This window comes from Citrobacter sp. Marseille-Q3906, from assembly GCF_916618775.1.
GTDB classification, from domain to species: Bacteria; Pseudomonadota; Gammaproteobacteria; order Enterobacterales; family Enterobacteriaceae; genus Citrobacter; species Citrobacter murliniae.
Map to the genome: position 1 here is coordinate 1116003 of NZ_CAKAKA010000003.1, position 17651 is coordinate 1133653.

General features: G+C 52.0%; 16 protein-coding genes and 5 tRNA genes. 12 read left to right on the forward strand and 9 right to left on the reverse strand.

Annotation, left to right across the window (positions count from 1 at the left end; translation table 11 throughout):
* Positions 1–32 precede the first annotated feature (32 nt).
* Both norW and norV read right to left on the reverse strand, forming a co-directional pair.
* Entirely contained in the window at positions 33–1166 is a 1134-nt protein-coding gene (gene norW / locus LG384_RS22610; protein ID WP_225761555.1) for an NADH:flavorubredoxin reductase NorW, read from the reverse strand.
* On the reverse strand, positions 1163–2611 hold the full coding sequence (gene norV / locus LG384_RS22615; protein ID WP_048222537.1) for an anaerobic nitric oxide reductase flavorubredoxin: 1449 nt from the start codon (positions 2609–2611) through the stop codon (positions 1163–1165). The genes norW and norV overlap by 4 nt, the downstream gene beginning before the upstream one ends.
* Before the next feature lie 186 nt (positions 2612–2797).
* On the opposite strand from norV, the gene norR reads away from it, so the two are divergent.
* Positions 2798–4315: a nitric oxide reductase transcriptional regulator NorR gene (gene norR / locus LG384_RS22620; protein WP_045446644.1), complete on the forward strand. Its 1518-nt coding sequence runs from the start codon at positions 2798–2800 to the stop codon at positions 4313–4315.
* Here the strand turns inward: norR and gutQ are convergent.
* From gutQ to srlA, 7 genes are all read right to left on the reverse strand, one after another.
* A complete protein-coding gene (gene gutQ, locus LG384_RS22625; protein ID WP_045446641.1) occupies positions 4312–5277 on the reverse strand; it encodes an arabinose-5-phosphate isomerase GutQ in 966 nt (321 codons plus the stop codon). The genes norR and gutQ overlap by 4 nt on opposite strands.
* Positions 5270–6043, reverse strand: a complete 774-nt coding sequence (srlR, locus tag LG384_RS22630; protein ID WP_045449764.1) for a glucitol operon DNA-binding transcriptional repressor SrlR — start codon at positions 6041–6043, stop codon at positions 5270–5272. The genes gutQ and srlR overlap by 8 nt, the downstream gene beginning before the upstream one ends.
* Positions 6044–6109: 66 nt before the next feature.
* A complete protein-coding gene (gutM, locus tag LG384_RS22635) occupies positions 6110–6469 on the reverse strand; it encodes a transcriptional regulator GutM (RefSeq protein WP_200012363.1) in 360 nt (119 codons plus the stop codon).
* A 101-nt stretch (positions 6470–6570) separates the two neighbouring features.
* Positions 6571–7350: a sorbitol-6-phosphate dehydrogenase gene (srlD, locus tag LG384_RS22640; RefSeq protein ID WP_045446635.1), complete on the reverse strand. Its 780-nt coding sequence runs from the start codon at positions 7348–7350 to the stop codon at positions 6571–6573.
* 17 nt (positions 7351–7367) lie between these two features.
* On the reverse strand, positions 7368–7730 hold the full coding sequence (gene srlB / locus LG384_RS22645; protein ID WP_045446632.1) for a PTS glucitol/sorbitol transporter subunit IIA: 363 nt from the start codon (positions 7728–7730) through the stop codon (positions 7368–7370).
* A 12-nt stretch (positions 7731–7742) separates the two neighbouring features.
* Positions 7743–8714 carry a PTS glucitol/sorbitol transporter subunit IIB gene (locus LG384_RS22650; protein WP_045446629.1) on the reverse strand — a complete coding sequence of 324 codons (972 nt, stop codon included), beginning with the start codon at positions 8712–8714 and terminating at the stop codon, positions 7743–7745.
* Complete coding sequence (srlA, locus tag LG384_RS22655) at positions 8711–9274, reverse strand: PTS glucitol/sorbitol transporter subunit IIC (protein WP_045446627.1); 564 nt, start codon at positions 9272–9274, stop codon at positions 8711–8713. Before srlA ends, LG384_RS22650 begins: the two co-directional genes overlap by 4 nt.
* Before the next feature lie 242 nt (positions 9275–9516).
* Here srlA and mltB point away from each other — a divergent pair, with 242 nt between their 5' ends.
* From mltB to LG384_RS22710, 11 genes are all read left to right on the forward strand, one after another.
* On the forward strand, positions 9517–10596 hold the full coding sequence (mltB, locus tag LG384_RS22660; protein WP_200012357.1) for a lytic murein transglycosylase B: 1080 nt from the start codon (positions 9517–9519) through the stop codon (positions 10594–10596).
* Positions 10597–10758: 162 nt separating this feature from the next.
* Positions 10759–11256: a nicotinamide-nucleotide amidase gene (gene pncC, locus LG384_RS22665; protein ID WP_045446621.1), complete on the forward strand. Its 498-nt coding sequence runs from the start codon at positions 10759–10761 to the stop codon at positions 11254–11256.
* A gap of 92 nt (positions 11257–11348) precedes the next feature.
* The gene (gene recA / locus LG384_RS22670; protein ID WP_016154166.1) at positions 11349–12413 is read left to right on the forward strand and encodes a recombinase RecA; all 1065 of its coding nucleotides are present in this window, start codon (positions 11349–11351) and stop codon (positions 12411–12413) included.
* A 69-nt stretch (positions 12414–12482) separates the two neighbouring features.
* A complete protein-coding gene (gene recX, locus LG384_RS22675; RefSeq protein ID WP_045446616.1) occupies positions 12483–12983 on the forward strand; it encodes a recombination regulator RecX in 501 nt (166 codons plus the stop codon).
* A 128-nt stretch (positions 12984–13111) separates the two neighbouring features.
* Complete coding sequence (gene alaS, locus LG384_RS22680; RefSeq protein WP_225761556.1) at positions 13112–15739, forward strand: alanine--tRNA ligase; 2628 nt, start codon at positions 13112–13114, stop codon at positions 15737–15739.
* A gap of 237 nt (positions 15740–15976) precedes the next feature.
* Positions 15977–16162, forward strand: coding sequence for a carbon storage regulator CsrA (csrA, locus tag LG384_RS22685; RefSeq protein ID WP_000906486.1), 186 nt, complete (start codon positions 15977–15979; stop codon positions 16160–16162).
* A 337-nt stretch (positions 16163–16499) separates the two neighbouring features.
* Positions 16500–16592 (forward strand) — tRNA-Ser (locus LG384_RS22690).
* Positions 16593–16595: 3 nt separating this feature from the next.
* Positions 16596–16672 (forward strand) — tRNA-Arg (locus LG384_RS22695).
* A gap of 192 nt (positions 16673–16864) precedes the next feature.
* Positions 16865–16941 (forward strand) — tRNA-Arg (locus LG384_RS22700).
* A 63-nt stretch (positions 16942–17004) separates the two neighbouring features.
* Positions 17005–17081: transfer RNA gene (locus LG384_RS22705), tRNA-Arg, on the forward strand.
* Between the two features lie 194 nt (positions 17082–17275).
* A tRNA-Arg gene (locus LG384_RS22710) sits at positions 17276–17352 on the forward strand.
* Positions 17353–17651 lie beyond the last annotated feature (299 nt).

Sequence of the window (17651 nt, forward strand, 5' to 3'; positions counted from 1 at the left end):
GGTTAATAAATCAAGCGATGGCACTACATTGTTTACACGGGCAGCGTTTTCAACAGAGCGAAAGCCTCCTTCATTCTGTCCTCACTGACCACGAAGGCGCATAACTGGCCTTCGCTGTTCGTTCCTCTGGCGACCATACCTTGTGCTTCCGCTGCAATGTGCCAGTTCAGATCCCGGCGCTGGGTTTCCCCTGCCAGATGTAATGGCAGCTCCGGCGTTTTGATTTTTACCAACATGGCTGGCAGTTTCAGCGGGGAGTTGCCGCCGAGCAGATTTTTCGCCAGATACATCGCGCTAAGCTGAATGGGTTGCAGGAACGGCAACACCTGACCATTGATTTCCGCACAGTCGCCAAGGGCGTAAATATCCGGATGACTGGTTTGCAGGTAGCTGTCGACGCAAACACCACGGTTGATGGTTAATCCAGCACGTCGCGCCAGCGCCGTTTCAGGACGTAAACCTGTTGCCGCAATCACCGCATCAACTTCTACGCTACGGTGACGATCGAGCGTGGCGCGAATACCGGTGCTGGTTTTCTCCAGCTCCAGTAATTGCGATTTCAGCAGCAAATGCACACCCATGTCGGTCAGGCGATGCTGCAAGCGGCTGCTCACTTCCGGCGGCATTAACGAAGCCAGAATACTGGCGGCGTTATCGATAAGCGTCACCGCTTTACCGGCGCGACAGAAATCCATTGCCAGTTCGCTGCCAATTAAGCCACCGCCGACAATCAGAACACGCCGGGCGTCACGAAGTTGTGTTTCACAGGCGCGATACTCCTGTTGGCTGTTAAGAGTAAGCATTAACTCACGTCCGGTAACCGGAGGTACAAAGGCTGACGCCCCGGTTGCCAGCACCAGTTTGTCATACTGCCACTGTTTGTCCTGGCTTTTCACTACGTGGGCGTCGGCATCAATATCGGTAACCCAGGTGTGCGGGAATAAGCGTAATGTAAACTGTTCGGCGAACTCCCCCGCCGACTGGCGGGTGAGGTCATCGGCACGTTGTGCCTGGCTGATAACGTGGCTGAGATCGGGTTTGTTGTACTCGTCCATGCTGTCAGCGGCAATCAGCGTCAGCGGGACTGTAGCATCCTGTTTACGGATATTTTTGACTAACTGGCGGGCGGCGAAGCCCGAACCAATGATGACAATTCCGTGGCTCATTTTGCCTCCGTTGCCAGTACGTCGAAGACATCTTTACCTAATGAACATTCCGGGCACAGGAAGTTATCCGGCACGTCGCTCCACGGAGTACCCGGTGCGACATCTTGTAAAGGTTCGCCTTTAGCGGGATCGTAGATCCACTGGCAGACGCTGCACTGCATGCAAGGTCCGAGATCGGCGGCAGCGGCGGCGGCACAGGCGCACTCTTCTTCTTTAGTTGTTGCTTTCACATTGGCTTCCGGCAGCGGAGCAAGCGCCCACTGACGTGCAATTTCACGACCGTGCTGACGGCACAGTTCCAGCGCATCCAGGTCCGGACGCCATTTCGCTTTCAGGCTCAGAGACATTTCGAAACCAGCGTCCTGCAGACGGGTAGACAGACGGTCTACTGCGCCGCCGCTCCAGCCGTGTGAACCAAAGGCGCTGGCGCGTTTGTTACGAAAACGCAGACCTGTCATCTCTTCAACCAGACCCGCGATTTTCGGCATCATCACGTTGTTCATGGTAGATGTACCGACCAGTACGCCTTTGGAGCGGAAGACGTTGGTCAGGATTTCGTTCTTATCGCTACGGGCGACGTTAAAGATTTTGACCGCCACATTTGGGTCAACTTCGTTGATCCCTTGCGCAATAGCATCTGCCATCATGCGAGTGTTGTTGGACATGGTGTCGTAGAAAATCGTGATGCGATCTTCCTGATAATCTGCCGCCCATTTCAGATACAGTTCAACGATCTGTGTTGGGTTGTCACGCCATACCACACCGTGAGAGGTGGCAATCATATCGACCGGCAAATTAAAGCCGAGGATCTCGGTGATTTTCGGTGTCACCAGACGGCTGAATGGCGTCAGGATGTTGGCATAGTAGCGTTGGCACTGTTCGAACAGTTCAGTCTGGTCCACTTCGTCGTTAAACAGACGTTCGTCACAGTAATGCTGACCGAAGGCGTCGTTACTGAACAGGACGGCGTCGCCGGTCATGTAGGTCATCATGCTGTCAGGCCAGTGCAGCATCGGGGTTTCTACGAAGATCAACTGCTTACCGTTACCAATATCCAGTGAGTCACCGGTTTTAACCACGTTGAAGTTCCATTCCGGGTGATGATGATGTCCGGTAATGGAATCAATGGCGTTATTGGTGCAGTAAATCGGGGTATCCGGAATGCAGGACATCAGTTCGGTCAGCGCACCGGCATGATCTTCTTCTGCATGGTTAATGATGATGTAGTCAATATCCGCCAGGTCAATTTCACTGCGCAGATTTTGCACGAATTCACGGCTAAACTTGTGGTCTACTGTATCAATCAGGACATTTTTTTCTTCACGGATGAGATAGCTGTTGTAGCTGCTGCCGCGCAGCGTTTTGTATTCGGTTCCGTGGAAATCACGAACTTCCCAGTCACGTTGGCCAACCCAATGAATGTTATTTTTAACCAGAATAGACATAGCAACCTCAATTATTTCAGCGTTTTTCAAAAAAGATGTTTTGCTTATTGCAGATTGCGTGCCAGTTTTTTATTTATTTGATTTATAAAGTTTTAATTTTTATACCCCAAAAATGGTAGTCAAAATGACTATTTAATTTATTGTCAATATGACAATATGAATTGTCAAAATGACAATGAGGTAGTCATGAGCTTTTCAGTTGATGTCCTGGCGGGCATTGCCATTGAATTACAAAGCGGTATTGGGCATCAGGATCGTTTTCAACGTCTGATTACCACCCTGCGCCAGGTGTTGGAGTGTGATGCTTCGGCGCTGCTGCGCTACGAGTCCCGACAGTTCATTCCCCTGGCAATTGACGGGCTGGCACAGGATGTCCTCGGCAGGCGTTTTACGCTGGAGGGCCATCCGCGCCTGGAAGCGATCGCCCGTGCAGGCGATGTCGTGCGCTTTCCTGCCGACAGCGATTTACCCGACCCATACGACGGGCTGATTCCGGGTCAGGAAAGCCTGAAGGTTCATGCCTGCATCGGGTTGCCGCTGTTTGCCGGACAAAATCTGATAGGCGCGCTGACGCTTGATGGTATGGAACCTGACCAGTTCGATGTGTTCAGCGATGAAGAACTACGCCTGATTGCCGCTCTGGCGGCGGGCGCGCTGAGCAATGCATTGTTGATTGAACAACTGGAAAGCCAGAATATGCTGCCGGGTTCGTCAACTGCCTTTGAGCAGGTCACTGAAACGCAGATGATTGGCCTGTCACCCAATATGATGCAGTTGAAAAAAGAAATTGAGATTGTGGCAGGCTCTGATCTCAACGTGCTTATCAGCGGTGAAACAGGGACAGGCAAAGAGCTGGTGGCGAAAGCCATCCATGAAGGCTCACCGCGAGCGGTGAATCCGCTGGTGTATCTGAACTGTGCCGCGTTGCCGGAAAGTGTGGCGGAAAGCGAGCTGTTTGGTCACGTGAAGGGGGCATTTACCGGAGCCATCAGCAATCGTAGCGGCAAGTTTGAAATGGCAGACAACGGCACGCTGTTTCTGGATGAGATTGGCGAGCTGTCACTGGCGCTACAGGCCAAGCTGCTACGCGTGTTGCAGTATGGGGATATTCAACGCGTCGGGGACGATCGCAGTCTGCGTGTGGATGTCCGTGTGCTGGCGGCCACTAACCGTGATTTACGTGAAGAAGTACTGGCCGGAAATTTCCGTGCCGATTTGTTCCATCGCCTGAGCGTCTTCCCGCTTTCCGTACCGCCGCTGCGTGAGCGCGGTGACGATGTCGTGTTGCTGGCAGGGTATTTTTGCGAACAGTGTCGGCTAAGACTGGGGCTTTCTCGTGTGGTGCTCAGCCCTGGGGCACGAACTCATCTGCTGAACTACGGCTGGCCCGGAAACGTCCGTGAACTCGAGCATGCTATTCATCGTGCAGTGGTGCTGGCAAGGGCGACAAGGGCAGGGGATGAAGTGGTACTGGAAGCACAGCATTTTGCTTTACAGGAAGATGTTCCTTCGCCGCAGGCCGAAGTCATCGCAGAGATGCCGCAGGCTCATAACCTGCGTGAGGCAACAGAATCATTTCAGCGGGAGATGATCCGCCGGGCACTGGCGCAGAATAACCACAGCTGGGCGGCAAGCGCGCGAGCGCTGGAAACCGACGTCGCCAACCTGCACCGGTTGGCGAAACGTCTGGGACTGAAGGATTAGATAATTCCTGCCTGGTAGAAATCCTGCAGGTTGATAGCGCCGGTGAGTTTGCCGTTTTCGTCCACCACCGGTGCGGCGGTAATTTTGCGCTTCATCAGGATCTCTTTGGCATCAATTGCGCGGCTTTGCGCCTGCAGCGTAATGCCATTGGGGGTCATCGCTTCGCTAACCTGAGTAGTGAGCGCGCCGCCACCGACCAGCCAGCGGCGCAGGTCACCGTCGGTAAATACGCCTTTCACTAACGCTTGTTCGTCGCAGACCGCCACCAGGCCCAGACCGGTACGGCTCAGTTCCAGCATGGCATCCATGACGCTGGTGGTGAGCGTGACCTGTGGTACGGCATCGTCGCGACGCATCAGGTGGTGCACCTTATTTAACAAACGTGCACCCAACGCACCGGCCGGATGGGAACGGGCAAAATCTTCTTCGTTAAAACCACGCGCCTGCATCACGGCAATTGCCAGCGCATCGCCCATCATCAGGGTGTTGACGGTGCTGGATGTCGGCGCCAGGCGCATCGGGCAGGCTTCGCGCTCCACCGAAATATCCAGTACGGCTTTTGCCGCCAGGCCCAACGGTGAGGTCGGTTTTCCTGTCATCGCCAGCAGGGCGACGGATTTGTCCTCCAGGCGCGGAATAATGAGATCCAACTCTTTTGCACCACCGGAGTAAGAGATGAACAGCATCACATCGCGACTTTCAATCATCCCTAAGTCGCCGTGCAGCGCTTCCGCAGGATGCACAAAAAAGGCCGGGGTGCCGGTGCTGGCGAGAGTCGCCGCGATTTTTTTGCCAATATGACCAGACTTGCCAATACCGGAAACAATGACTTTGCCTTCGCAGTGGATAATGGTATTGGCGGCGCGGACAAAATCATCGCCCAGACGTTCTGGCAGTCGGCTGGCTTCCTGTAGTTCCAGCATTAACGTCTGACGGCCCGCGTTCAGTAGTGCATCACTCATTGGTTTCTCCGGTTATGATCACTTCAATCCCTTTTGCTTCCAGCGCCTGACGAAATACAGGATCGATGCCTGCATCGGTAATCAGCTTGTCGACGCTTTCCAGACTGCACACAACATTGGGGCTTTTACGCCCGAATTTTGATGAGTCCGCCATCAGAATCACTTCGCGAGCGGCATTGCACATCGCTTTACTGACGGTGTAGACCTCATTAAAGGTGGTCACTCCGGCATTAAGGTCAATGCCATCGGTACCCATGAAGAGTTTATCAAAGCTGAACTGCTCAAAGGCGTTTTCTGCCAACTGACCGTGAAATGACGCAGATTTTTTGCGAAACGTACCGCCTGGCATCAGGATGGTTTGCTCATTGTCCAGCTCCGAAAGGGCGTTAACAATGTGCAGACTGTTGGTCATGACGGTGATATTGCTAAAGCGGGTGAGCATTGGCACCATCTGTAAAACGGTGCTGCCTGCATCAAGAATGATAGAGTCGCCATCGTGAATATATCGTACGGCGGCTTCGGCAATTTGCTCTTTCTTATGCGTGTTGATTAGCGTTTTGTGATCGATAGGCGGGTCGGATTCGTCTTTGTTTAATACTACACCGCCATAGGTACGAATGACGGTTCCGGCATTTTCCAGAATGACCAGGTCTTTGCGAATGGTCGTGCCGGTAGTGTCAAAGTATTGTGCCAGTTCTTCAACCGAGCATTTCCCCTGTTTTTGCAGATGCTCCAGTATTGCAGCCTGACGCTGACGAGGTTTCATAGGCATGATCACCCTGTATAGGTTGCGAAATGATAATTTCGCAAGCTATTAGCATTCACAACGAAATTATCCATGTTTCAGTTTAAGCGCCAATGATAGTGCATTCTGCGAGAGCGGATCATGGGGAAAGATCACATCAGGCTGTAATTCATCAAGATGTTTACCCATTATCGTGGCAATTTTTATTGGCTTAGCGAATACGGTAAGTCCTTTCATAAATAAAGTATCGGTTACCCGTTGTTGCTCATCCAGCGCAATGGCGACAACTACACGCGGTTTAAAGCGCCCGCCGGAACGACCTACGCCGACTCGTCCCTGCTGACAGAGCTTATCGAACGCGCGATTAAAGCGGGATATTTGCCAACCCCCTAGCACCAGCTGCAGGCACCAGGCGATGGCGGCTACGGTTATCAGTGCAGAAACCATGTTATTGCTCCTTGCTTATGTGCCGGGAGGCGCTGGGCTTACCCGGCCTACAGGGAGGGCGTAGGCCGGATAAGGTGGAACCGCCATCCGGCAATTCAACATTAAAACATCACCTGGCCACCGGTCACATTAATGGACTGCCCGGTGCAGTAAGACGCTTTCGGGCTGGCATAAAACAGCAGCATATTCAGCACATCCTGATAATCGCAGCCGCGCTTGAGGGGAACCTTATCAATGTAATACTGCTCCACTTCATCCGGCTTGAGGCCGAGTTTGGTCGCATATTGCGGTAATAAAGACTGGAACATCGGTGATTTCAACAAGTTACCAAGCATCAGTGAATGTACGGTAATACCATATTCCGCCAGATCCAGCGCCAGCGACTGGGTTAAACCCACGCCGCCAAATTTAGCGGCGCTGTAACCGGAGTTGTGTTTACTGCCTACTTTGCCTGATTTTGAGTTGATCTGGATAATGCGGCCCTGAATGCCGTCACGGATCATCAGACGTGAGAATTCACGTGCACAAAGGAAGTAACCGACCAGGTTCACCTGTAAAGAGCGATCAAAATCTCCAAGCTCAAAGTCACTGATGAACGCTGCTTTGGCGATGCCCGCGCTGTAAACCAGCAGATCAGCGCGGCCGAATATTTCATCCACTCCGCGTGATAACGCCAGTACGCTCTGTTCGCTGGTGGCGTCGGCACCAAAGCCGTAAGCGGTACCCTCACCAAACTCCGCATTAATCTCTTGTGCCACATTCGCTGCTTTATCGCTTTGAATATCCACCACCGCAACGCGGTATCCTTCTGTAGCAAGCCCACGGCAAAGGAATGCACCCAGAGTCTGGCCTCCACCAATGACAACGGCAACTTGATTCATTTTTATCTCCTTCAATCTTAAGCAACAAACTTCAAAATACAGCCCGGTGCGATACCGTCTGGTACTGGTCCCGCAACGTGTACAGTGCCGGGGAATTCCGCTTCACTCAGTCCGTCAAAACGCAGGGTGATATGCCCCAGCTCACGTAAGTTTTGTTCCGCAACGCTGCCAACGGCCGTGACCGGATAGTGATGCTGTCCCAGCTCGAACTGGACGCCGGCTTGCAGAGAGCCGTTCAGCTCTCCATGGCAATGAATGAAGCAAAATTCTTCGATATCCGCAGGTGCGCCTTCACGAAAGGTAATCAGCATTTGATCGCAAAGTGCATCCGGTGCGCTCTGGCCAATACGGGTGATGGTGGTCTGATAAATCACGGTCATCTTCGGAACCTCTTATTGGTAAATAAAGCCGGAAACAAACCAGGCAATGAGAACGGTTGGTGCGCCGGTCAGGAAGCGGCTCACCAGCACCGATGGCACGCCAACGCGCACGGTATCCTGACGGGCTTCCGCCAGCGATAAACCCACCGGGATAAAGTCGCAGGCCGCCTGGGCGTTAATTGCGAATAAGGCAGGCAGTGCCAGATGCGGCGGGATGTTCCCCAGACCAATCTGTACACCTATCAGTACTCCGATAACCTGGGCGATTACGGCGCCAGGGCCGAGGAAAGGGGACAACAGTGGGAAAGAACAGATCAGCGCCAGCGTTACCAGCCCTAACGGATGGCTGGCCAGCGGTGCGAGGCCGTGAGCTATCCAGTCGCCCAGACCGGAAGCCATGATGATGCCGATCAGCGCCGAGACGAATGCCATAAAGGGCAGAATGGTTTTCAACACGGTATCAATCGTGTCTCGTCCGGACTGGAACAGCACTGCTACGGCGGATCCCATCCCCATACCCACTTTCGCCAGCAGGCCATCGCTCTGCTCGGTAATCTTTTTGCTGGTGTCGTAATCGCGGCCCGCAGTGGTGTTTGTGGACTGAGGTGCGGCAGATGTTTCACCGACAACGGTAATGTTTTCTTCTTTTACGCCAGAGACATAGATATCTTCGACAATGTACTGGGCCAGCGGACCGGATTTACCCGTGGCATGAATGTTCAGCGTTGGTATGCGCCGCTTCGGATAGATCCCGCAGCGCAGTGTGCCGCCGCAGTCAATGATCGCGGCACCAATTTCCTCTTCAGGTGGCTCGCCTTCTTTAAACCCATCTACCGCCTGCCAGCCGGTTAACTGTGCCAATTTGTCGACAATCGCGGGGCGTGTTCCGGCAGTGATATAGACAATTTTCTTCCCAGGCGTCGCCTCCAGTTCGAGCGGGCCACCCCAACCGCCAGTGCCTTTTTCAATACGAATACGCATCATGATGTCGCTCCAGACAGACGGACTTTCTGTTCAAGTTGGATGCCCATTTTTTTCTCAAAGATGGAGGTGGTGAGGTCGGTTACCCAGCCGCGGAAAAAGTTCGTGACCAGACCGACCAGCAAATAGCTCACCGCGAGCGGGCCGAGGGGGAGACCAAGCGTCGTCAGGCCGCTGGCAATGCCCAGATAGACAAACAGCTCACCGGGGTTGATATGAGGGAATAATCCGTTCATTGAGTGGCAGCTATAAGAAGCTGCAGCGTAGTAGCTGGGTTTGTATCTTTCAGGCATAAAACGACCCAGGCTCAGGGTCATAGGGTTACAAAATACAAAAGTACCGATGCAAGGTAGCAGCAGATAGCGGGATAACGGATTTCCGGCACAGCGCTGAGCAAATCGCTCAATGCGCTGCTGGCCAATGAAGTTAATCAGCGCGTTCATGATGACCAGCAGACTAATCAAGAGCGGAAGAATACCGGTCACCATACTGGTGAATACTTCTCCGCCTTTCTGGAACAGCCCAATGAACCACTCTGCGCCCAGGGTGATGGTTTCGATCATTATTCTCTCCTGTAGGGGTTAGTTACCTTTCCAAAAGGTGATTTATTTTAATCACAATGAAAGAATTTAAAGTGTTATTTTGATCGCAAAATGAAAGATAAATATTTTATTTTGAAAGTTTGTGGGAAGGGGATTGATGAGATGAGTGGGAATGGTATTTATTCTGTGAGGACTGCTTCCTTGTTTGGCGGGGGATGCTTTACCATACTTCTCCCAGGCTGAATCTGTTTAATGGATGTCCCATGTTCAAGCGTCGTTATGTAGCATTACTTCCCCTTTGTGTGTTGCTTGCTGCCTGTAGCAGCAAACCGAAACCTTCAGAGACTCAAACGACCACGGGAACGCCATCCGGCGGCTTCCTGCTTGAGCCGCAACACAATGTCATGCTGTCGGGTGGTGACTTTGCCAATAATCCGAACGCACAGCAGTTCATCGAGAAGATGGTGAGCAAGCACGGTTTTGACCGTCAACAGTTGCAGGAGATCCTGTCGCAGGCCAAGCGTCTGGATTATGTTCTGCGTCTGATGGACCGCCAGGCACCGACTACCCAGCCGCCAGCCGGACCTAACGGAGCCTGGCTGCGCTATCGCAAGCAGTTCATTACCCCGGATAACGTGCAAAACGGCGTGGCATTCTGGAATCAGCATGAAGATGCTCTGAAGCGTGCATGGCAGGTTTACGGCGTGCCGCCGGAAATTATCGTAGGTATTATTGGGGTGGAAACTCGCTGGGGCCGCGTGATGGGTAAAACGCGTATTCTGGATGCGCTGGCGACCCTGTCATTTAACTATCCGCGCCGGGCAGAATACTTTTCCGGTGAACTGGAAACTTTCCTGCTGATGGCACGGGATGAAAGCGATGACCCGCTGGATCTGAAAGGTTCCTTCGCTGGTGCAATGGGGTACGGGCAGTTCATGCCGTCCTCTTACAAAGAATATGCTGTCGATTTTAATGGCGATGGGCATATCAATCTGTGGGATCCGGTTGATGCCATCGGTAGCGTGGCGAATTACTTCAAAGGCCACGGCTGGGTGAAAGGAGATATGGTGGCTGTCCCGGCAAACGGCCAGGCACCGGGGCTGGCGAACGGTTTTAAAACCCAGTACAGCATTTCTCAGCTTGCTGCTGCAGGTCTGACGCCACAGCAGCCGTTAGGGAATCACCAGCAGGCTAGTTTGCTGCGTCTGGATATCGGCACCGGTTATCAGTACTGGTATGGACTGCCGAACTTCTACACCATTACCCGCTATAACCACAGCACGCATTACGCGATGGCTGTCTGGCAGCTAGGTCAGGCGGTGGCGCTGGCACGGGTGCAATAATCATTCTTGCCGGATACGATGTGCAGGCATCGTATCCGGCTCTATTTTTAAGTCAGCTTATCTATTTTCTGAATCCCCCTCGTAAATTACTCTCTTCATCCCCATCTTTGTTATGAAAGTGCTATCTTGTCCGGCATATTTTTTTTACTGACAGAGGCTGAAATGACTGACAGTGAACTGATGCAGTTAAGTGAGCGGGTTGGGCTGGCGTTGAAAGCGCGCGGTGCGACGGTGACTACCGCAGAATCCTGTACCGGCGGTTGGGTAGCGAAAGCCATTACCGATATTGCCGGAAGCTCCGCCTGGTTTGAACGCGGGTTTGTGACTTACAGTAATGAAGCTAAATCACAGATGATCGGTGTGCGAGAAGAAACGCTGGTACAGCATGGCGCGGTGAGTGAACCGGTAGTCGTCGAAATGGCGATTGGTGCGCTGAAAGCTGCTCGTGCGCATTTCGCTGTCTCGATCAGCGGTATTGCAGGGCCAGATGGCGGGAGTGAAGATAAGCCCGTCGGCACCGTGTGGTTTGCTTTTGCCAGCGCAAGCGGCGAGGGGGTTACCCGTCGGGAATGCTTCAGTGGTAACCGCGATGCAGTACGTCGGCAGGCGACCGCCTATGCGTTACAGACCTTGTGGCAACAATTTCTACAAAATACTTGATACTGTATGAGCATACAGTATAATTGCGACAACAGAACATCATCTTTCACGTTTCGCGGTTTAACCCGAAAGCGGCATGACAGGAGTAATTAATGGCTATCGACGAAAACAAACAGAAAGCGTTGGCGGCAGCGCTGGGCCAGATCGAAAAGCAATTCGGTAAAGGCTCCATCATGCGCCTGGGTGAAGACCGTTCTATGGACGTAGAAACCATCTCCACCGGTTCGCTTTCTCTGGATATCGCATTGGGTGCGGGCGGTTTGCCGATGGGGCGTATCGTCGAAATCTACGGGCCAGAATCCTCCGGTAAAACGACCCTGACACTGCAGGTTATTGCTGCCGCACAGCGTGAAGGTAAAACTTGTGCGTTCATCGATGCAGAGCACGCGCTTGATCCTGTCTATGCTCGTAAACTTGGCGTTGATATCGATAACCTGCTTTGTTCTCAGCCGGATACCGGTGAACAAGCGCTGGAGATCTGTGACGCGCTGGCGCGTTCCGGTGCAGTCGATGTTATCGTTGTCGATTCCGTTGCTGCACTGACACCAAAAGCTGAAATCGAAGGCGAGATCGGTGACTCTCACATGGGCCTCGCGGCGCGTATGATGAGTCAGGCAATGCGTAAGCTGGCAGGTAACCTGAAACAGTCCAATACGCTGCTGATTTTTATCAACCAGATCCGTATGAAAATTGGCGTCATGTTCGGTAACCCGGAAACTACCACCGGTGGTAACGCACTGAAATTCTACGCCTCTGTTCGTCTGGATATCCGTCGTATTGGCGCGGTAAAAGAGGGCGATAACGTGGTGGGTAGTGAAACCCGCGTTAAGGTCGTGAAAAACAAAATTGCAGCGCCATTTAAACAAGCTGAATTCCAGATCCTGTACGGTGAAGGTATCAACTTCTACGGCGAACTGGTTGATCTGGGCGTTAAAGAGAAGCTGATTGAAAAAGCCGGTGCATGGTACAGCTACAACGGTGAGAAAATTGGTCAGGGTAAAGCGAATGCCACTAACTGGCTGAAGGAAAACCCGGCAACTGCGAAGGAAATTGAGAAGAAAGTACGCGAGTTACTGCTCAATAACCCGGATTCAAAACCAGACTTCTCTGTTGATGACAGCGGTGAAGATGTAAAAGAAACGAACGAAGATTTCTGATAATCTGACGTTATCGCACATAGAAGGGCTGCATATCATGCAGCCCTTTTCCATTTCTGAAGGCTCACTATGACAGATTCAACTCCTCGCCGTTCCGCCTGGTCCCGACTACTTGACCGCGCTGTTCGTATTCTTGCCATGCGCGATCACAGTGAGCAGGAGCTAAGACGAAAACTGGCTGCTCCGGTCATGGGGAAAAATGGACCGGAAGAAATTGATGCTACGCCTGAGGATTACGACAAGGTTATTGCCTGGTGTATTGAAAGTCGCTACCTGGATGATGACCGATTCGTTCGGCAGTTTATCGCCAGCCGCAGCCGCAAAGGCTATGGCCCCGCGCGTGTGCGCCAGGAGCTGGGGCAAAAAGGGATCCAACGTGAATCCATTGAGCGCGCAATGCGTGAATGTGAAATTGACTGGGCGCAGCTTGCGCGAGAACAGGCAATCAGAAAATACGGTGAGCCTTTGCCTGTGGCTTTTTCAGAAAAGGTAAAGGTTCAGCGTTTTTTGCTCTATCGTGGTTATCTGATGGAAGATATTCAGGCGATATGGCGAAATTTTGACGATTGAGCGCATACGGGATTTTACTTCCCAGTAAAGAAAACTTATCTTATTCCCACTTTTCGATTGCCAGAGGCGCAGATCGCGTGCCGATGCTGGTAATGACATTTCGTTAGCTTGATTTCTTCAGGATAATTATGAGCAAGAGCACCGCTGAGATCCGTCAGGCGTTTCTCGATTTTTTCCATAGTAAAGGACATCAGGTAGTTGCCAGCAGCTCCCTGGTACCAAACAATGACCCTACTTTGTTGTTTACCAACGCCGGGATGAACCAGTTCAAGGATGTATTCCTTGGCCTCGATAAGCGTAATTATTCCCGCGCAACCACCTCGCAGCGTTGCGTACGCGCGGGCGGTAAACACAATGACCTGGAAAACGTCGGTTACACTGCACGTCACCATACCTTCTTCGAAATGCTGGGTAACTTCAGCTTCGGCGACTACTTTAAACACGATGCTATTCAATATGCATGGGAACTGCTGACCGGTGAAAACTGGTTTGCCCTGCCGAAAGAGCGTCTGTGGGTAACCGTCTATGAAACTGACGATGAAGCCTATGAAATCTGGGAAAAAGAAGTCGGGATTCCGCGCGAACGTATCATCCGTATTGGTGATAACAAAGGTGCGGCATATGCTTCCGATAACTTCTGGCAGATGGGCGACACCGGTCCGTGTGGTCCGTGTACCGAAATTTTCTACGATCACGGCGACCACATTTGGGGTGGCCCTCCGGGAAGTGCTGAAGAAGATGGCGATCGCTATATTGAGATCTGGAACATCGTCTTCATGCAGTTCAACCGTCAGGCTGACGGTACTATGGAACCGCTGCCTAAACCGTCCGTGGATACGGGGATGGGTCTGGAGCGTATTGCGGCAGTGCTGCAACATGTTAACTCCAACTACGAGATTGACCTGTTCCGCTCGCTGATTGAGTCCGTGGCGAAAGTGACCGGTGCAACCGATCTGAGCAACAAATCACTGCGCGTAATAGCCGACCATATCCGTTCCTGCGCATTCCTGATCGCCGATGGCGTTGTTCCGTCGAATGAAAACCGTGGTTATGTGCTGCGTCGTATCATTCGTCGCGCGGTACGCCATGGCAACATGCTCGGTGCGAAAGATACCTTCTTCTACAAGCTGGTTGGTCCGCTGGTAGAGGTGATGGGCTCTGCGGGTGAAGAGCTGAAACGTCAGCAGGCGCTGGTTGAGCAGGTTCTGAAGACGGAAGAAGAGCAGTTTGCTCGTACGCTGGAGCGTGGTCTGGCACTGCTGGATGAAGAACTGGCTAAACTGTCTGGTGATACGCTGGATGGTGAAACCGCATTCCGCCTGTATGACACCTACGGCTTCCCGGTTGACCTGACGGCGGACGTTTGCCGTGAGCGCAACATCAAAGTTGACGAAGCTGGTTTTGAAGCCGCGATGGAAGAGCAGCGCCGTCGTGCACGTGAAGCCAGCGGTTTTGGTGCAGATTACAACGCGATGATTCGCGTTGATGGTGCATCTGAATTTAAAGGCTACGATCATCTGGAACTGAACGGCAAAGTGACCGCCCTGTTTGTGGATGGTAAAGCGGTAGATGCGATTAACGCAGGTCAGGATGCCGTCGTTGTTCTGGACCAGACGCCGTTCTATGCGGAATCCGGTGGCCAGGTTGGCGATAAAGGCGAGCTGAAAGGCGCTGGCTTTACGTTCGCAGTGGGCGACACGCAAAAGTATGGCCAGGCAATTGGTCACATTGGCAAGCTGTCAGCGGGTTCACTGAAAGTGGGCGATGCGGTACAGGCTGATGTGGATGAAGCGCGTCGTGCGCGTATTCGTCTGAACCACTCCGCAACACACCTGATGCATGCGGCGTTACGCAAGATTCTGGGCACGCACGTGTCACAGAAAGGCTCACTGGTTAACGATAAAGTTCTGCGTTTTGACTTCTCTCACACTGAAGCGATGAAACCGGCGGAAATTCGTGCTGTTGAAGATCTGGTGAATGCGCAAATTCGTCGCAACCTGCCGATTGAAACGAATGTCATGGATCTTGAGGCGGCAAAAGCCAAAGGAGCAATGGCGCTGTTTGGTGAGAAGTATGATGACCATGTACGCGTTCTGAGCATGGGCGATTTCTCAACCGAATTGTGTGGCGGTACTCACGCCAGTCGTACCGGTGATATCGGTCTGTTCCGTATTGTGTCTGAATCCGGCACTGCTGCGGGCGTTCGTCGTATCGAAGCCGTAACCGGTGAAGGCGCTATCAATACCGTGCATGCTGAGAGCGATCGCTTAAGCGATATTGCACAGCTGCTAAAAGGTGATAGCCAGAATCTGGGTGACAAAGTGCGTTCGGTACTGGAACGTACACGTCAACTCGAGAAAGAATTGCAGCAATTGAAGGAACAGGCCGCAGCGCAGGAAAGTGCAAATCTCTCCAGTAAAGCGATTGATATCAACGGCGTGAAGCTGCTGGTTAGTGAGCTGACGGACGTTGAACCTAAAATGTTGCGTACTATGGTTGATGATCTGAAAAATCAACTGGGATCTACGGTTGTCGTTCTGGCAACGGTAGTAGAAGGTAAGGTTTCTCTGATTGCGGGCGTGTCTAAGGATGTGACAGACCGCGTGAAAGCAGGGGAGCTGATTGGGATGGTCGCTCAGCAGGTAGGCGGCAAGGGTGGTGGTCGTCCGGACATGGCGCAAGCCGGTGGTACGGATGCCGCGGCTCTGCCTGCAGCGTTAGCCAGTGTGAAAGGCTGGGTCAGCGCGAAACTGTAATAACTATAAGCATTAGCGCATGCTGTAGCCCTGGGTTACGGCATGCGAATCAATGCTATCGACAATGATAAAGTCAGGTTGAAGTTGTGTATATCGGCTAAACTTAGGTTTAACAGAATGTGATGCCGTGACTGCTTACACTTAGGTGTTTGTCATCGCTTACTTTTTGGCGTTATATGATGGATAATGCCGGGATACAGAGAGACCCGACTCTTTTAATCTTTCAAGGAGCAAAGAATGCTGATTCTGACTCGTCGAGTTGGTGAGACCCTCATGATAGGCGATGAGGTCACCGTGACAGTTTTAGGGGTGAAGGGCAACCAGGTGCGCATTGGCGTCAACGCCCCGAAAGAAGTATCTGTCCATCGTGAAGAGATCTACCAGCGTATCCAGGCTGAAAAATCCCAGCAGTCCAGTTACTAAGGTTTTCGCGTCTCACCTTTCAGGTGAGGCGCAACCTGATTTAGTTGGTTTCTTTTTCTCTCCTGTTGTTCATTTCTCTCCTGTTTCTCTACTTCTATCCTCTTATTCCCTTTCTCTACGATTTTTCTGTTTGTTCATCGTCTGGAGAAAATGCCAATTTATCTGTTGATAAAACACTCTTTTTGCCGTTTTTGCAGACTAATTGCGCGTGAAATGTGCAAACGATAAAAGCACTGGAAAAATTGTTTGACTTATAAGTCCCAGAAAGTAATATGTGCGCCACGCAGCGACGATGAGCAGAAACAAGTTCTTCGAAGCACTCGCAAGAGGCGTTGTTGGTGAGGTGGCCGAGAGGCTGAAGGCGCTCCCCTGCTAAGGGAGTATGCGGTCAAAAGCTGCATCCGGGGTTCGAATCCCCGCCTCACCGCCATTTGCATCCGTAGCTCAGCTGGATAGAGTACTCGGCTACGAACCGAGCGGTCGGAGGTTCGAATCCTCCCGGATGCACCATATTCTCCGAGATAACAGCTAAGCTGTTGTTTCATGGTCAGCGAGTTAATCGCGAGTGCCAGGGAGGATAGCGTTGCTTCAGCAACGACCCGTAGGGCAAGGCGCAGCCGAGTAATCCTCCCGGATGCACCATATTATCTGATGTTGCTTTAGCAGCGATGTCAAATCTGCAGTAAAGTAAGTTTCCCTGATGCATCCGTAGCTCAGCTGGATAGAGTACTCGGCTACGAACCGAGCGGTCGGAGGTTCGAATCCTCCCGGATGCACCATCTCTTACTTGAAACCGTTTTTATAGCGATTTCAGTATCGGCAGTAAAATAAGTTTCCCTGATGCATCCGTAGCTCAGCTGGATAGAGTACTCGGCTACGAACCGAGCGGTCGGAGGTTCGAATCCTCCCGGATGCACCATCTTCTCCGAGATAACAGCTAAGCTGTTGTTTCATGGTCTGCGAAATAATCGCGAGCACCAGGGAGGATAGCGTTGCTTCAGCAACGACCCGTAGGGCAAGGCGCAGCCGAGTAATCCTCCCGGATGCACCATCTATTACTTGAAACCGTTTTTATAGCGATTTCAGTATCAGCAGTAAAATAAGTTCCCTGATGCATCCGTAGCTCAGCTGGATAGAGTACTCGGCTACGAACCGAGCGGTCGGAGGTTCGAATCCTCCCGGATGCACCATCTTCTCCAAATAACAGCTGGATTGTTGTTTCATGGTCTGCGAGATAGTCGCTAGAACCAGGGAGGATAACGTTGCTTCAGCAACGGCCCGTAGGGCGAACGTCAGTGAGTCATCCTCCCGGATGCACCATCTTCTCCGAGATAACAGCGATTCTGTTGTTTCATCATCTGCAAGATAATCGCAAGTTTCTATTTTCCTCCTTAGTCATTTTCTTTCAATCTGAACAATCCTCAATTCTCCGTCAGCGACAAAATCAATCAATTACGATAAAATAACGTCTGGTCATTCGGCTTGTGAG

Coding starts and splice junctions, on each gene's coding strand:
- norW (WP_225761555.1), bottom strand. CDS start 1,166: ATGAGCCACGGAATTGTCATCATTGGTTCGGGCTTCGCCGCCCGCCAG.
- norR (WP_045446644.1), top strand. CDS start 2,798: ATGAGCTTTTCAGTTGATGTCCTGGCGGGCATTGCCATTGAATTACAA.
- recA (WP_016154166.1), top strand. CDS start 11,349: ATGGCTATCGACGAAAACAAACAGAAAGCGTTGGCGGCAGCGCTGGGC.
- alaS (WP_225761556.1), top strand. CDS start 13,112: ATGAGCAAGAGCACCGCTGAGATCCGTCAGGCGTTTCTCGATTTTTTC.
- srlR (WP_045449764.1), bottom strand. CDS start 6,043: ATGAAACCTCGTCAGCGTCAGGCTGCAATACTGGAGCATCTGCAAAAA.
- norV (WP_048222537.1), bottom strand. CDS start 2,611: ATGTCTATTCTGGTTAAAAATAACATTCATTGGGTTGGCCAACGTGAC.
- gutQ (WP_045446641.1), bottom strand. CDS start 5,277: ATGAGTGATGCACTACTGAACGCGGGCCGTCAGACGTTAATGCTGGAA.
- csrA (WP_000906486.1), top strand. CDS start 15,977: ATGCTGATTCTGACTCGTCGAGTTGGTGAGACCCTCATGATAGGCGAT.
- mltB (WP_200012357.1), top strand. CDS start 9,517: ATGTTCAAGCGTCGTTATGTAGCATTACTTCCCCTTTGTGTGTTGCTT.
- srlD (WP_045446635.1), bottom strand. CDS start 7,350: ATGAATCAAGTTGCCGTTGTCATTGGTGGAGGCCAGACTCTGGGTGCA.
- gutM (WP_200012363.1), bottom strand. CDS start 6,469: ATGGTTTCTGCACTGATAACCGTAGCCGCCATCGCCTGGTGCCTGCAG.
- pncC (WP_045446621.1), top strand. CDS start 10,759: ATGACTGACAGTGAACTGATGCAGTTAAGTGAGCGGGTTGGGCTGGCG.
- srlB (WP_045446632.1), bottom strand. CDS start 7,730: ATGACCGTGATTTATCAGACCACCATCACCCGTATTGGCCAGAGCGCA.
- LG384_RS22650 (WP_045446629.1), bottom strand. CDS start 8,714: ATGATGCGTATTCGTATTGAAAAAGGCACTGGCGGTTGGGGTGGCCCG.
- recX (WP_045446616.1), top strand. CDS start 12,483: ATGACAGATTCAACTCCTCGCCGTTCCGCCTGGTCCCGACTACTTGAC.
- srlA (WP_045446627.1), bottom strand. CDS start 9,274: ATGATCGAAACCATCACCCTGGGCGCAGAGTGGTTCATTGGGCTGTTC.